This window comes from uncultured Photobacterium sp. (assembly GCF_947039875.1).
Classification (GTDB): Bacteria; Pseudomonadota; Gammaproteobacteria; order Enterobacterales; family Vibrionaceae; genus Photobacterium.
This window is the reverse complement of record NZ_CAMRAN010000022.1, coordinates 1-15,414: the sequence shown is the minus strand read 5'-3', so window position 1 is coordinate 15,414 and position 15,414 is coordinate 1. Positions and strand designations below refer to the sequence as shown.

17 protein-coding genes and 1 riboswitch are annotated in these 15,414 nt (G+C 41.0%); of the genes, 14 read left to right on the top strand and 3 right to left on the bottom strand.

Annotated features, from left to right (window positions below):
* The first annotated feature begins 5 nt into the window (after window positions 1-5).
* The 9 genes from gspH to cysQ all read left to right on the top strand — a co-directional run bounded on the left by gspH (window position 6) and on the right by cysQ (window position 6,704).
* Window positions 6-614 carry a type II secretion system minor pseudopilin GspH gene (gene gspH, locus Q0V26_RS09570; RefSeq protein WP_297481199.1) on the top strand — a complete coding sequence of 203 codons (609 nt, stop codon included), beginning with the start codon at window positions 6-8 and terminating at the stop codon, window positions 612-614.
* Entirely contained in the window at window positions 614-973 is a 360-nt protein-coding gene (gene gspI / locus Q0V26_RS09565) for a type II secretion system minor pseudopilin GspI (RefSeq protein WP_297481196.1), read from the top strand. Before gspH ends, gspI begins: the two co-directional genes overlap by 1 nt.
* On the top strand, window positions 960-1,604 hold the full coding sequence (gspJ, locus tag Q0V26_RS09560; protein WP_297481193.1) for a type II secretion system minor pseudopilin GspJ: 645 nt from the start codon (window positions 960-962) through the stop codon (window positions 1,602-1,604). The genes gspI and gspJ overlap by 14 nt, the downstream gene beginning before the upstream one ends.
* Entirely contained in the window at window positions 1,601-2,635 is a 1,035-nt protein-coding gene (gene gspK / locus Q0V26_RS09555; protein ID WP_297481190.1) for a type II secretion system minor pseudopilin GspK, read from the top strand. Before gspJ ends, gspK begins: the two co-directional genes overlap by 4 nt.
* The gene (gspL, locus tag Q0V26_RS09550; RefSeq protein WP_297481186.1) at window positions 2,604-3,923 is read left to right on the top strand and encodes a type II secretion system protein GspL; all 1,320 of its coding nucleotides are present in this window, start codon (window positions 2,604-2,606) and stop codon (window positions 3,921-3,923) included. Before gspK ends, gspL begins: the two co-directional genes overlap by 32 nt.
* Window positions 3,923-4,405, top strand: coding sequence for a type II secretion system protein M (locus tag Q0V26_RS09545; protein WP_297481182.1), 483 nt, complete (start codon window positions 3,923-3,925; stop codon window positions 4,403-4,405). Before gspL ends, Q0V26_RS09545 begins: the two co-directional genes overlap by 1 nt.
* 2 nt (window positions 4,406-4,407) lie before the next feature.
* Window positions 4,408-5,166, top strand: a complete 759-nt coding sequence (locus Q0V26_RS09540) for a type II secretion system protein N (RefSeq protein WP_297481179.1) — start codon at window positions 4,408-4,410, stop codon at window positions 5,164-5,166.
* A 143-nt stretch (window positions 5,167-5,309) separates the two neighbouring features.
* Window positions 5,310-5,867: an ADP compounds hydrolase NudE gene (nudE, locus tag Q0V26_RS09535; RefSeq protein WP_297481177.1), complete on the top strand. Its 558-nt coding sequence runs from the start codon at window positions 5,310-5,312 to the stop codon at window positions 5,865-5,867.
* 3 nt (window positions 5,868-5,870) lie between these two features.
* Window positions 5,871-6,704 carry a 3'(2'),5'-bisphosphate nucleotidase CysQ gene (gene cysQ / locus Q0V26_RS09530; RefSeq protein ID WP_297481175.1) on the top strand — a complete coding sequence of 278 codons (834 nt, stop codon included), beginning with the start codon at window positions 5,871-5,873 and terminating at the stop codon, window positions 6,702-6,704.
* Window positions 6,705-6,797: 93 nt separating this feature from the next.
* On the opposite strand, the gene sthA is transcribed toward cysQ, so the two are convergent.
* A complete protein-coding gene (gene sthA, locus Q0V26_RS09525) occupies window positions 6,798-8,213 on the bottom strand; it encodes a Si-specific NAD(P)(+) transhydrogenase (RefSeq protein WP_297481172.1) in 1,416 nt (471 codons plus the stop codon).
* A 310-nt stretch (window positions 8,214-8,523) separates the two neighbouring features.
* On the opposite strand from sthA, the gene fabR reads away from it, so the two are divergent.
* Complete coding sequence (gene fabR, locus Q0V26_RS09520) at window positions 8,524-9,156, top strand: HTH-type transcriptional repressor FabR (RefSeq protein ID WP_297481170.1); 633 nt, start codon at window positions 8,524-8,526, stop codon at window positions 9,154-9,156.
* A 27-nt stretch (window positions 9,157-9,183) separates the two neighbouring features.
* Window positions 9,184-9,555, top strand: coding sequence for a YijD family membrane protein (locus Q0V26_RS09515; protein ID WP_297481168.1), 372 nt, complete (start codon window positions 9,184-9,186; stop codon window positions 9,553-9,555).
* Between the two features lie 77 nt (window positions 9,556-9,632).
* On the opposite strand, the gene trmA is transcribed toward Q0V26_RS09515, so the two are convergent.
* Window positions 9,633-10,739 (bottom strand): tRNA (uridine(54)-C5)-methyltransferase TrmA, encoded by a 1,107-nt coding sequence (trmA, locus tag Q0V26_RS09510; protein WP_297481166.1) that lies wholly within the window; start codon window positions 10,737-10,739, stop codon window positions 9,633-9,635.
* A gap of 147 nt (window positions 10,740-10,886) precedes the next feature.
* A riboswitch (cobalamin riboswitch) is annotated at window positions 10,887-11,123 on the top strand.
* Between the two features lie 32 nt (window positions 11,124-11,155).
* On the opposite strand from trmA, the gene btuB reads away from it, so the two are divergent.
* From btuB to murI, 3 genes are read left to right on the top strand one after another with little or no spacing between them, the layout of a single operon-like run.
* Window positions 11,156-12,988: a TonB-dependent vitamin B12 receptor gene (gene btuB, locus Q0V26_RS09505; protein WP_297481163.1), complete on the top strand. Its 1,833-nt coding sequence runs from the start codon at window positions 11,156-11,158 to the stop codon at window positions 12,986-12,988.
* 58 nt (window positions 12,989-13,046) lie between these two features.
* Complete coding sequence (locus tag Q0V26_RS09500; RefSeq protein ID WP_297481161.1) at window positions 13,047-13,745, top strand: adenine nucleotide alpha hydrolase; 699 nt, start codon at window positions 13,047-13,049, stop codon at window positions 13,743-13,745.
* A 14-nt stretch (window positions 13,746-13,759) separates the two neighbouring features.
* A complete protein-coding gene (gene murI / locus Q0V26_RS09495) occupies window positions 13,760-14,560 on the top strand; it encodes a glutamate racemase (protein ID WP_297481158.1) in 801 nt (266 codons plus the stop codon).
* Here the strand turns inward: murI and Q0V26_RS09490 are convergent.
* Window positions 14,529-14,990 (bottom strand): RNA-binding protein, encoded by a 462-nt coding sequence (locus Q0V26_RS09490; RefSeq protein WP_297481157.1) that lies wholly within the window; start codon window positions 14,988-14,990, stop codon window positions 14,529-14,531. The genes murI and Q0V26_RS09490 overlap by 32 nt on opposite strands.
* Between the last annotated feature and the right edge of the window lie 424 nt (window positions 14,991-15,414).

The following is a 15,414-nucleotide window of genomic DNA, read 5'->3' as shown; positions in this document are numbered from 1 at the left end:
AAATCATGATGAAACGAAATGCAGGTTTTACTCTAATTGAAATTATGTTGGTGCTAGTGTTATTAGCAACCAGTGCGGTTGCCGTGATATCGACGTTACCCAATAATAAACGTGATGAGGTCAAAGAACAGGCACTACGTTTTCATCATTTGGCTCAACTCTTGGGTGAAGATGCAATGTTAAATGGGGTCGATTATGGTATTCGTATCGAACCCCATCAATATCATTTTTTAAGGTTAACTCAAAATGGTTGGCAACCACTAGAAGACGTTAAATTTTTTACTAATGTCAAACTTGAGGCCGGTATTACGACAACAGTGGCTATTGGCGGAGCATGGAAAGATAAGGACCGACTTTTTAAATCTGATTCAATGTTTAAAAATGACGACATATTTAAAAAGTCTGATCAGGAACAGAAACAACTACCGCCACAAATTGTGGTGATGGCCAGTGGTGAATACACTCCATTTACAGTCAGTTTTGAGGTTGATAAACAACATCAATTTTGGCAAGTCGTTGCGGATGAAGTGGGAAATTTAGTGTTATTAGCTCCTGGGCAAACATTGGAGCAATATCTCTCCGAACAAGCGTTATCAGCGCAGGAACGATCGTAATGAAACGTTCACAAGGGTTCACATTATTAGAAGTGTTAGTGGCGTTGGCTATTTTTGCTATCGCAGCATTAAGTGTAGTGCGGGCAGTAAGTCAAAACTTAAATAGCTTAGGTTATTTAGAACAGAAAACTCTCGCGTCGATGGTGGCAGATAATGAATTAGCGCAGCTGCATTTAAGTGGTGAGTACCCAAGTTCAGTAAAACGGGGTAAATCAAGCTTAGCTGATCAAGAGTGGTATTGGACGGTCACCAGCACCAAAACCCAACAAAAACTATTACGCCTAATTGAAGTTTCGGTGGCTACCGATTCGCAGCGTAAACATTCAGTTATTACGGTAAAGACCTATGTCAGCAATTAATCATCGTCACCAACAAGGTTTTACGTTATTGGAAGTTTTGGTGGCGATTGCAGTATTTGCGATGTTGAGCTTATCTGCCAATCAAGTGTTAACCAATGTATTACGCAGTGATGCACAATCTAAAGATCATAATCAACGCTTACAAGCCATTCAACGGACCATGATTATGATGGATAATGATTTTCGGCAGATTGTGGCACGTAAATTTAGATCTGATACTGAAAAATCAACGGATAATATTCTACAGGCGAGTGAGTATTTATTAGATTCAAGTAGTGAAGGGATCACTTTTGTTCGTGGTGGTTGGCAAAATCCGCAATCAATGTTTCCTCGTGGTGATGTTACGCGTGTCGGTTATCGTATTATCGATGATAACTTAGAGCGAGTATGGTTTCGTTACCCTGATACTGTGATGGGGGCTAAGCCGTTGGTACGCGTGTTATTAACGGGCGTCACCGATTTAAAGTTTGAATTTTATTATGATAAGCAATGGCATAAAAAATGGGATAAAGCTAAGAGTTTGCCCGCAGGTATTAAAGTGGTCATGACCTTAAAAAAACTGGGCAAGATTGAGCGTATTTATTTATTACCTACTTCTTTGCTAACAAATAACCAGGAGCAAGAGGAATGATAAAGCAACGTGGGGTTGCACTGATCGTGGTGTTATTACTCGTTGCCTTGATGAGTTTATTAGCAGTGCAAATGACTGAACGGTTGCAACTCAATTTTCATCGTGTTCAGAACCAAGTAGAGCATCAGCAAAGTTATTGGTATAGCTTAGGAATAGAAGCATTAGCATCACAAGCATTAAAACAAAGTTTTAAAGACAGCAAAACCGTAAACTTAACCCAAGCTTGGGCTGTGGGGGAGCAAAGTTATCCTCTAGACAGTAATGCGGTAATCAGCGGTAATTTAACTGATAGTCAGGCCTGCTTTAATCTTAATGCTTTTAAAAATATTAAAGCCAGCACTGGTAGCAGTAAGCAACCATTTTTAGTGACCTATTTACAAAATATTCTTATAGAATCAGGTGTTGATGACTACGAAGCTGAAGTGATCGCAGATTCAAGTTGGGAATTTGTGGATGATAACACCACTATAGAGTCAGCGTATGGCGTGGAAGACAGTACTTATGAAAGCTTTCAGCCCCCTTATGTAACCGCCAATGATTGGTTGGCTGATGGCAGTGAGTTTAGAGCGATTAACGGGGTATCGGATAAAATTTATCAGCAGGTTAAAGGTTTAATCTGTGCGTTACCGAGCGATGAGATGTTGCTTAATGTGAATACCATTACTGAAAAAAACGCGGTGTTGTTATCAGCCTTATTTGCGCCATCGTTATCATTAGATGATGCAAAAAAAATCATTCGTGAGCGTGATAAAAAACATACTGTATGGGAGAGTGTGGCTGATTTTATGAAGTTAGTGCCACAACCGCCAGCGGATAGTGCCGATTCAGGAAAAGATAAGACGGCAACTGAAATGGAAAAATATTTAGCTGTTACCAGTCATTATTTTTCGTTAGATGCTGAAATAAAAGTAGACCGTGCCCGAGTGCGAGTCGTGGCATTATTTAATCGAGATGATAAGAACAAGGTGACGGTCGTTCGTCGCCAGTATGGAGGAATCCGTGAGCGAATTTCTGACGATAAGGCTAAGTAGTCGGCCGGAAATGCCGGTGCAATGGCTAGTCTGGTCGCCACTGCAAAATGAAGTGATAGCCTCGGGTCAGTTAGCTGATATTAACCAACTAGGTGAATTAACTGAATATGCTGTTACTCGTCCTGTTTATGGTTTAGTACCAACCAGTGAGATGCTGTTAACACAAGTCGCGATCCCTGCCGGCAGTAGCCGTCAATTAGCGGCGGTATTACCGTACCTGCTTGAAGAAGAGCTGGCGCAAGATGTTGATAGTTTGCATGTGCAATTACTGAAACGTGATAATGATATTGCAACGGTTGCAATTATTGAACACCAAAAAATAGCAGCATGGTTAGCAATATTTAATGAATGTGGTATTGAGCTTAAAAAACTAATTCCAGACTGTTTATGTTTACCCCTCTTTAATGATGGTTACAGTGCCGCTGAAATGGATGGACAGTGGTTAATTCGACAATCAGAAGCAATGGGTGTGTGTGCTGACTCTAGTTGGTTAGGGGCATGGATCACCGCTCAAAAAGCACCCATAATCATTGAAACCCCTGTCGATACTGCTGACGATGACAATGATGATACTGCCGTCGAGGTTGAAGCTGAACTATTAGCTGAAGAAGTCGAATCGATTGTTGCGGCGACGGAGAGTTTGGCGCAAGTGACGATTCATCACTATACGCCAGCACCAGCAAACACCCCGGGTCATTGGCAACCACAAGCGCCGGAATTGGTGATGCAGCTGTTGGCTATAGGGGCTGCAGAGTCTAAAGCTTCTTTATTATCTGGGCCGTATAAACCACAAGCAGCATGGTGTAAGCATTTACAACCATGGCGCAAAGTGGCAATCACGGCAGCAGTGGTATTAGTTGTACTTATTGGTGAGCAAGTACTAACTATGCAGCGTTTAGAACAACAAGCAAATGCGTATCGAGCTGAAAGTGAACGTATTTTTCGTCAAGTTCTGCCACAGTTTAAACGAATTCCTTCGCAGAGTTATTTGAAAAATCAAATGAATGCGGCATTGAAGAGTTTAGGTGGCCATGGTGAACAAGATGGCATGCTAATGTGGTTAAACGAATTAAAGCCCGCATTAACGAAAGTGCCAACAATCAAGATTGTTAGCCTTAAATATGATCAAACTCGAGGCGAATTACGCTTGCAAGCAACCGCGACGGGCTTTCAAGATTTTGAACAATTACGCAGTGCATTAGCGACTCAGTTTGTGGTCGATCAGGGCCAGTTAACCAAACAAGATAATTTAGTTAGTGGTGCTGTTGTGTTGAGGAGGAAAGCTTAATGGCAGAGATAAAGTCATGGTGGAAAGCCCTCAGTCAACGGGAGCAACATTCATTGCTTGGGGCTGGTGGTGCGTTAGTGATTGCGATTCTTTATTGGGGAGTATGGCAACCATTAAATCAACGTGCAGTTAATGCTCAGAATAAAATTAATCAGCAGCGACAATTATTAACTTGGGTTGAACACAAAGCTAATCAAATTACGGCACTTAAACGTGCAGGTGGAACGGTAAATGTTAGTGATGAGGGGCTTAACCAAGTTATTAATGAAACCACGACGCGATTTAAAATTGATTTGATTCGAATGCAGCCACGTAATGATGCGCTACAAGTGTGGGTGCAACCACTACCATTTGATACGCTTGTTAATTGGTTAGTGTATTTGCAGCAGAGTTTTGGTATTAACCCACAGTTTATTGATCTCTCAAAAACCGATAAAAACGGTATGGTTGAAGTTAACCGTTTGCAGTTAGGACGAGGATAAGCGTGAAATTTAAATTAGCGGTTGGTGCCAGTTTCGGTGCGGTATTTATAGCAAGTTTAGTCACTCATATTCCCGCCAGTTGGTTATGGCAGTATGCGCCTAAAATACAAGGTCTCGCTATAGAAGGGATGTCGGGTACACCATGGCAAGGATCGGCTGCCAATATACGTTGGCAAAATCAACCTTTTGGGCGGTTGCAATGGAATATGCAGTTAGGTCGATTATTGCAAGGTGAATTGGCGTTTAATGTTCGCTTTGGTAAAGGCAGTGAATGGCAGTTACAAGGGCAAGGTTTAGTGGGTTACAGCTTGTCTGGCCCATTTGCTGAAAAACTTTTGTTATCGATGCCAGCGGCGCAAGCCGTATCACAAGCGCAGCTTCCTGTCCCAGTATCTATCGATGGTAATTTAGAACTGACGGTTAAAAATTATCATTATGCAGCCCCTTATTGTAAAACCTTGGATGCGACATTAGCTTGGGTGCAAGGTGCGGCGGAAACACCAATGGGGACTATTAAACCTGGACCTGTTTTTGCTGATCTTAGTTGTGAAAAAGGTGCGATTGTCGCTAAAGTTAAGCAAACCTCGACGGATGTGAGTAGTGATTGGCATGCCAATTTAGCCACTAATCGTCATTATAAACTTAATGGCTGGTTTAAGCCCGGGGCAACATTCCCTGATAAGTTAGCGGCACAATTAAAATGGTTAGGTGACCCTAACACCAAGGGAGAGTATCCACTGAATTATTCAGGACGTTTGTAGCGTTGGTTACCGTTTTAATCATCAATTTATTAATAATAGGCAGTCGATTACGGCTGCCTTGTTATTTCTGATGATTATTTGCTTTTAATTCGTGTAAGCTTTTCTTATTCTGGTAGTGCTTTTCATTAAACAGGGCCTTATAAATGGCGTTCAGCAAAGATAAACCCCAAATCTTAGCAGCCGAGGTTGTAGCACAATCACGACTCTTTAAAATTGAATCATTGGATTTACGTTTTTCTAATGGTGTCGAGCGTACTTATGAACGTATGCAGCCAAGTGGTCGTCATGCGGTATTAATCGTACCAGTCACTGCTGATGGTGATTTATTATTGATTCGTGAATATTCTGCCGGTACTGAGCGTTATGAATTAGGTTTTCCGAAAGGATTAATTGATGCTGGTGAAAGTGCATTAGAAGCGGCAAACCGTGAGTTAAAAGAAGAAATAGGCTTTGGTGCACAGCGATTGCATCCGCTAAAAGAAGTGATTTTAGCGCCATCGTATTTTTCAAGTCGAATGACACTGTTTGTGGGACAAGATTTATATCCTGAGCGTTTAGAAGGTGATGAACCAGAGCCTCTAGAAATTGTACGATGGCCGTTAGCCCAAGCAAAAGAGCTACTTAATCACCTAGATTTCGCCGAAGCGCGTAGTATCAGCGCCTTATTTTTAGCGCTGAAGTATTTAGCTTGCGAGGAATAACCAATGACATTAAACCATCTTATTACCGATGTTATCGATATTGCCCAAGAATCAGGTCGGTTGATCTTAGGTATTTATCAACAAGGACAGTTTGAGCAGCAAATCAAATCAGATAATACACCAGTAACCAGTGCTGATTTAGCGGCCAATAAATTAGTGATTGAGCGGTTATCACAATTAACCCCTGACATTCCTATACTGTCAGAGGAAGATACCGCAATATCATTAGCAGAACGCAGTCAGTGGCCTCGCTATTGGTTAATCGATCCCTTAGATGGTACTCAAGAGTTTATTGCGGGTAGTGGTGATTTCGCGACAATTATTGCGTTAATTGATAATAATAAGCCGGTTATGGGGGTGGTGTATGCGCCTGTATCTGGCGTGACATATTATGCGGCGCAAGGTCAAGGGGCACATAAAATAACTGCGGACGGTGAAACTAGTACGATCTCAACGACTAAACATCAGTTACCATTGCGTGGGTTAACCATCGCTATTAGTCGTCGTCAGGATATTGATACCACCAAGGCTCGGTTTGATAGCCAATATAGCTATGATCTTGTTGCATTAGGCTCTGCTTCTCTAAAAGCGTGTTTAGTCGCAGAAGGGGGCGCTGATTGCTACCTACGATTAGGGCCAACAGGTGAGTGGGATACTGCCGCAACTCAATGTATTGTTGAAGAAGCGGGTGGACGTATTTTTAATACCCATATAACGCCATTATCTTATAACCAGCGTCAGACTTTAGAGAATCCAAACTTCATTGTGCTGGGTGATGAGCAATTACCGTGGGTATCGATTCTAACGGCAGATGATCGCTTAATGGGCGCAGAATAGTTCATCGGCCACATACAAAAACGGAGCCTTAATGGCTCTGTTTTTGTATTGGTTATTATATGGATGACTAATAAGGGATCATCGGTGGTATTTTTAGAACAAACGGTTAAGGCCATTTAATGCCGCAACACGAAATGCTTCCGCCATGGTGGGATAATTAAAGGTGGTATTGGCAAAATATTCAATGGTATTGCCTTCCCCTTTTTGCTCCATGATAGCTTGGCCAATATGAATAATTTCAGCCGCTCGTTCACCAAAGCAATGAATACCTAAAATAGCTTTGGTTTCACGATGAAATAATATTTTCAAACTACCGACTTCTGTTCCTGCGATCTGAGCTCGAGCCAAATGTTTAAATTGAGATCGACCCACTTCATAAGGAATTTTTGCTGCGGTTAGTTGTTGCTCTGTTTGACCGACAGAACTGATTTCTGGCAGGGTATAAATCCCGGTTGGAATATTCGCAATTAATTGCCCTTGAGCTTTGCCGGTACTGATCGCTTGCGCAACAAAACGCCCTTGATCATAGGCGGCACTTGCGAGGCTAGGGTAACCTATGACATCACCCACGGCATAGATATGATCTACGGTTGTTTGATAGTTATTATTCACCTGTAGTTGTCCTCGAGAATCTGCCTCTAATCCGACCATCTCAAGGGCTAATTTGTCAGTATTACCGGTACGGCCATTGGCATACAGTAAACAGTCTGCTCGCATTTTCTTGCCAGATTGCAAGTGCAGAATAACCCCGTCATCGGTCCCTTCAATGGTTTCAAAAACCTCATCGTTACGAATCATAGTACCCGTATTACTAAGGTGATAAGACAACGAATCAGACATCTCATTATCAAGGAATTCTAATAGTCGTTGGCGAGTATTAATTAAATTAACTTTAACCCCAAGTCCTCTAAAAATAGACGCATATTCACAGCCAATAACCCCTGCGCCATAAATTAAAATATGTCGAGGATCATGGGCTAATTGTAAAATCGAATCGCTGTCATAAATACGGGGATGATTGAAATCAACAGTGGTGGGCTGGTAGGGACGAGAGCCTGTGGCAATGATAAACCGCTCTGCACTGAGATGATCAATACTGCCATCATGGGTGATAACACTGACACTATGTGAGTCAATAAATTGCGCTTCACCGTGAATGATTTGGCAATGATTGCGATCATAAAACCCTTGTCGCATGCGGGTTTGTTTACTAACGACTTCGGTAGCATGGTGCAAGATCTGACTAAAGGTACGGTGGAGGGTTGAGGTGTCATTACAGTAAAGCGGATTTTGGTTAAATTCGATAATACGGCTGACGGCATGACGTAATGATTTTGACGGAATGGTTCCCCAGTGGGTGCAACCGCCACCGACACTGTCTTCGCGTTCGATAATTGCCACCTTAAATCCAGCTTTCGCTAGCCCCATTGCCGCGCCTTCACCTCCAGGACCACTACCAATAATGATAACATCAAAATGGTTTTGAGAAGCAGGTAGGTTATTTGTCATAAAAGTCATCCCTTGATTATGTTTTTCCGTCTTACATTAACATTATGATAACGATTTACCAGATAACGATGCATAAGGGAATGATGTGTCTCGAAGCGGGTCACGAAGTTTTTATTATTAATCAATCGGTATAGTTCTAGATTGGTTATTAAACCAGCGCCACGTTTTGTGACGAAAAATAGTAATTGATCTCAATCTGGCTTTGCGTCAGTCGCGCTCTCGCTTTACTATGTGAGAGTCTCATGTCATTGCTATGGCGCAGATGAAACAGAGTATCATTGTAATAAAATCACAGAGAAGCAGATAATTGATGGGAATTAGGGCTCAGCAAAAAGAAAAAACTCGGCGTTCATTGATTGATGCCGCTTTTAGCCAGTTAAGTGCCGAGCGAAGTTTTTCTAATTTAAGTCTACGTGAAGTTGCGCGTGAAGCGGGTATTGCTCCAACATCATTCTACCGTCATTTTAAAGATATGGATGAATTGGGATTAACCATGGTTGATGAGGGCGGTTTAATTCTTCGTCAATTAATGCGTCAAGCTCGACAGCGTATTGCTACTGAAGGCAGCGTGATCCGTACCTCAGTAGAGACTTTTATGGAATTTATAGAAAGTAGTCCTAACGTATTCCGCTTACTGCTTCGTGAGCGTTCTGGTACATCAACAGCTTTTCGTGCTGCGGTTGTGCGAGAAATACAACATTTTGTGGCGGAACTGGCTGAGTATCTTAAAGCGAAAACTGGGGTAACTCATGAAGAAGCTTATACACAAGCTGAAGCGTCAGTAACATTGGTCTTTAGTTCAGGAGCAGAAGCTCTTGATCTAGATTGTCATGCTCGCGCTGAGCATGCAGAAAGACTGATTATGCAACTTAGAATGATTGCAAAAGGTGCTTATTGGTACCGTAAAGAGCGTGAGCGTCGAGAGCTCAGGCAGAAACTATAATCTTATTTTGATTTTGGTGAATTATATATGGAAAAGCAACAACTTAAAGCTGAGCGTAAGACACTTATTTTATCTGTAATAGCAGGTATTTGTGGTTATGGTACTTTGGCGGTATTGTTTTCAAGTTATGTAACATTCTCTATTTTCCCTGTTTTGGCTTTTGCCATGGCCGTGTACTGTTTATACCAAGAATACATGCGTAAACCTATGGCTGAAGGCGTTCCTACGCTTGCTAGTGCATGTTTCTTCGTTGGGGTATTTGGTTATGCGGCATTACTTCGCGCTGAATACCCAGATATGGGGTCAAATTTCATTCCATTAATGATTACATTGGCGTTGTTATTTTGGGTATCGTATAAAATGGGTGTAATGGATAAGAAAGACCAAAAAACAGTGTAAGTTATATTGGCTGTTATTTGAAAAAGGAAAAGGCGCTGATAGCGCCTTTTTTATTTTTATCTTTTGAGGATCACTGCTTATTTACGCGCTAGTAATACACCGGCTTCCATATGGTGGGTGTAAGGGAATTGGTCAAATAAGGCAAATCGAGTAATATTGTGGGTTTCAGTTAAGATGGTTAAATTGTCACGTAATGTCTCTGGGTTACATGAGATATACATGATGTTGTCGTAGCCTTGTACCATGCGGCAAGTTCCATCATCCATACCTGAACGTGGTGGATCGACAAAAATGGTGTTGCAGTTATAGCTTTGTAAATCAACATTCTGATCTTTTAGACGACGGAATTCACGTTTACCCGCCATTGCATCAGTAAAGTCTTCCGCAGACATACGAATAATTTGTACGTTTTCAATATTGTTTACCGCAATATTGTATTGTGCTGAATCAACCGATGGTTTTGCTAGTTCAGTTGCCAGTACTCGCTCAAAGTTTGGCGCAAGTGCTAATGAGAAATTACCATTACCACAATACAATTCCAGTAAATCACCTACACTGTCTTGAGTACAATCAACGGCCCATTCCAGCATCTTCTGTGCAACTTCACCGTTAGGTTGGGTAAAGCTATTTTCAACTTGCTTGTAAGTCAGTGCTTTATCGTGAACCTTTAATTGTTCAATAACGTAATCTTGATCTAAGACGATTTTCATCTTACGCGCACGACCGATAAGGTTTAGTTTAAACCCTTCATCATTTAAGCGTTGCTTTAGTTGTTTGGCAGTGACTGTCCATTCATCATCAAGTTGACGGTGATACAACATCGAAACTAAAATTTCACCACTTAACGTAGATAAGAAATCTACTTGGAACAGTTTGTGACGCAGGGTTTTTATTGGCTTGATTGCTTCAAGCAACATTGGCATTACATCATTAATTAAACGGCTTGCAGCCGGGAATTGATCAACTCGGTATTTTTCACGGGTGTGTTGATTAAACATGATGTAATACAGCTCTTCGCCTTCGTGCCAAACACGAAACTCTGCACGCATACGGTAATGCTCTGCAGGAGAGGCAAACACCTCTAATTCAGGCGTTTCAAAATCACTAAGTAGATCTTGAATACGCGCTGCTTTTTCATCCAACTGGGGCTGGTAATCAGCGATATTAAGGACGGTGGATGTCATAGTGTGTGCCTCGACTGCTCAAAATAAGACCGCAGATTTTATTGTATTGCACACTGATGTCCAGTGTTGATCCAAATTAAAATATTCATGTATCCAAAAATTCATAACTAATACCAAACAAAACTAGACATAAAAGCAATACAACACTAGCATTCGCGCTGTGCTGGTTAAGCCTTGGAAGGCTCGGGAATACGGTGTGAATCCGTAACTGACGCGCAGCGGTAATAGAGAACGAACGCACATGGATGTAATCCAAACACTGTTGATGCTCCCTACAAATAATCACAGTATTATTTAGTATAGTGGCAATGGGAAGTTGTTGCCTAGGCGACCTGATGGTCATGCTCTTAAGTCCGAATACCAACCAGCAAGACAAGCATATTGCTTTGTTATAAACGCGACTTAGGACAATTGTAATGAAAAAATCCCTTTTAGCAGCGACGGTAGCGTCGTTGTGTCTCCCTTCTTTTGCTTCATTTGCAGCAGACACTACATCTGATGATGTAATGGTGGTAACCGCTAACCGCTTTGAGCAACCTATAACCTCAGTATTAGCTCCTTTTAATGTTGTGACTCGTCAAGACATCGATAAAGTACAAGCTAAAACACTCACTGAAGTGTTGAGTTTATTACCTGGGGTACAGATCACTCAAAATGGTGGGCGTGGGCAAAGTTCTAGTATCTTTGTTCGTGGTGCAAACTCGGATCAAGTTTTAGTTTTGGTTGATGGTATTCGTATGGCTCGCTCTGTGGCGGGTAATGTAGATTTCAATCAAATTCCATTAACTCAAGTACAGCGGATTGAATTTACTCGTGGTGCTCGCGCGGCAATTTATGGCTCTGAAGCTATTGGTGGTGTGATCAATATCATTACCCTGACAGGAACAGATACGCCATCAAAAACGAAATTAGATCTGGGTATTGGTAGCCATAATTATCAAGAGGCGAATGTTTCTGGTGCGTATAAAATCGGTGATAACAGCGTATTACAAGTTGCAGCCGGTTATGAAAACGATAAAGGCTATAATGTTCATCCTCAATCAGGATTGAATGATGGCGATAAACATGGTTTTGATAGCCGTAATGCATCATTAGCACTGCATCATCAATTTACCGATCAAATTTCGGGCTTTGTCGCTACTCGTTGGTATAAAAATCATTCCCAATATGACGGCTCAAGTGTGTATTCTGGTCATCAGTATGTGAGATCGGAAACCGAATTTAATGATTATTCTGCGGGTTTAAAATATGCGCAGGATAGCTATAAGTCATCACTGATTTTTGATTATCAAAAACAAGACAACCTTGATTTGATCGATAAAACCAATGTTGTTAATCGCAAGGACCAATATCACCAACGTAATGTTCAATGGCATAACCAATACCAATTATTATCAACATTGTCAGTGAGTGGTGGTATTGATTGGCGCCAAGAGCAATGGAATGATTTAACGGGTTTTGCGGGTAATAAAGAACGCGATAATACTGGTTATTATGCGATTGGCTTATGGGATTACTCTCCAGTTAGTATCGAAACCAGTGTTCGTCTGGATGATAATCAGCAGTATGGTACCCATTCAACGTACAATATTGCTGGTGGCTGGTATTTAAATGACAATATTCAGTTACGTGGTTCGTACGGCACAGCATTTAAAGCCCCTAATCTTTACCAACTTTACGTTAAAAGTGCTTGGTCAACGGGTAACCCTAATTTAAATCCGGAAACCTCAAAAAATATCGATGTTTCGCTGCATGCTGATTACGATATTGCGAGCGTTGCTGTTACGGCTTACCAAATGCGCATTGATGATTTAATTGCTTATGTCGGCGGCACGCCATCGTATGACAACGTTAAAGGGGAAAGTAAAATTAAAGGTGTTGAAGTCGAAGCTGACTTTGATACGGGTATTGTTACTCACCAGCTAAACTTTGATTTTAAAGATCCTCGAGATAGTGAAGGCCAACAGCTTATACGTCGTGAAAAATTCTCATTTAAATGGGTAGGTACGGCAAGTTATGGTGATCTAGATACCGCAGTGACGTACCAGTATCATGGTAAACGACCAGATATTTCAGATACTGAGCTATCAGCATATGATACGTGGGATATTGCCTTAACATACTGGCTACAACCCAAGCTTGCTTTAAAAGGGCGAGTAGCGAACCTTTTAAATGAAGACTACGAAACAGCTGGTGGTTACGTAATGCCGAGTAGAACTTACTATACCAGCATTAATTATCAGTTTTAATGTGTGATTTTTTATAGATCAAGGCCGCCATTGTGCGGCCTTTTTGATGGTGATAAATATGAAACAAAGCGTGATTATTAGTTGGTCATCAGGTAAGGATTCAGCATTAACGTTATGGCGGTTAATGAACGATCCTAATTATGAGGTTATTGGGCTTTATACGACGTATGTTGGTAGCGAGGTGCCGTTTCAAGCAACGCCAATTGATATTGTTAAACGACAGGCGCAGCTGATTGGTTTACCGTTAGTGCTGATTACACTACCAGATGTGTTTCCCGCTAATGATGTCTATCAACAGGCAATTGTTGATGGGTTGAAAAATTGTGAGTTACAGTTTGATAGTGTCGCTTTTGGTGATTTGTTTTGCAATGGTATTGCAGATTATCGGCGTCAATACATTAAACCAGCAGGTTGGGAGTGTGTTTTTCCCTTATTAGGGCAATCAAGCCTTCAGTTAGCCAATGAAATTATTGAATGTGGCATGCAAACAAAATTAGTCACAGTCGATAGTACCCAATTAGATATTAAGTTTTGTGGGCGTTGGTTTGATTATCAATTATTAACTGAATTAGCACCGGCCACTGATCTCTGTGGTGAAAATGGAGAATTTCATTCGTTAGTCGTCGATGGTCCTTTTTATCAGCAACCACTTAACCTGAAATGGTTAGGATGTGAAACTGATTCACGGTTTTGTTATCAACGCTATACACTGGTAGAGACTGACTCATCGCAGTATCATAACGACTCGATATCGTAATAAGGTAAGTGGTAGTGAAAAAAGTTGTCATTTTTGATTCAGGGGTGGGCGGTTTATCGGTGTATCAAGAGATCCATGCTTTACTACCTCAAGTACAATTTATTTACGCTTTCGATAATGCTGCTTTCCCCTATGGTGAATTAGATGACGCAACATTAATAAAGCGTACTAATTATATTGTGACGTTATTAGCTAATCAGTATCAGGCTGATTTGGTAGTTATCGCCTGCAATACGGCCAGTACTATCGTTTTGCCTTCGTTACGTCAGCAGTTAACAATACCCGTCGTTGGCGTTGTTCCAGCAATAAAACCTGCCGCGTTGATTAGCCAAACAAAATCGATTGGTTTATTGGCAACACCTGCAACCGTTAATCGAGTTTACACTCATCAATTAGTACAACAATTTGCTAATGGCTGTGAAGTTAAGATGATTGGTTCTACCCGATTGGTGGAGATGGCAGAGCAAAAGCTACGCGGTAAACCGGTTGATATAGGTGAATTAGCTGAAATTCTAGCACCATGGCAAGATTGCGTGGATAGTATTGTTTTAGGCTGTACTCACTTTCCGTTAATAAAACAAGAAATTTTATTGGCACTAAACCATCGAGTAAATGTTATCGATTCAGGTAAAGCGATCGCTAAGCGAGTGGCATTACTATTAGCGTTACCAACTGAAGTAATGCCATCTATAATGCCGCAGGTAAAGAACGTTACATATAGCAGCGCCACAACATCAGATGCTGCGGCGCTGAATAAAAGCTTAAATGAAATGCAATTAGATATTATTCAAGATCTAAACTATCCGCATTTTTAGGTTCGTTAGCTTCACGTACTTTTAGGGTACGTTGGCCATATTCTTGGTTGTTGAGTTGATCAATGGCATGTTCTGCGTCTTGACTATTCATAACAACAAAACCAAAGCCTCTACGTTTACCTGTGCGTTTATCCTTCATTAGACGCACAGCAAAAACATCGCCATGCTCTGCAAAAAGGTTTTTTACGTCGCTCTCATTAGCACGATAAGGAAGGTTGCCAACATAAAGGGTTTTGCTACTTTGAGAAGGATCTAATTCATCGAGGATAGGATTTTTATTTTCTTGCATAAAGTGCAACGCCAATCCTGTTAGCATCGCACCAAGCGCAAAACTAATGGCTGGTGGAGTACTACTGAACATACTAAAGATTAAGGCGCCAATGATAGCGATAGCAATCACTGTTATTGTGGTTTGGTTATTTGATTTCATATTTAAAGTACATCTCAAAAGGGAAAGAGAAGAATGCGTTAATGGGTGTTTTAACATCAAGCTTATGATGATGCCAATTTTAATGGCCTGTAATTCATAATTATTGAGTATAAATATACTCGCATGAGTTTATTACAAACACATAGCCCACATTAGATGAAATAATCAGCAATTACATTATTTTTTTTCAAAAAGGCTTGTCAGAGTGATCAAAGTCTCTATAATGCGGCTCCATCGAAAGATGATACGACTAAACAGCCGATCAAGTTCAAACTTTTGATAAATCATTGTCTTTTTGCTTTCCACAGCGAAAAGGAAGTCAATAAGAGGTTTTGATGTAAAATTTCTTCTTGACTTTATTTTGATAGTGCGTATTATACGCAGCCTGACTTGCTGAAGCGTTCAACGCCAAGGCATTGAAAGT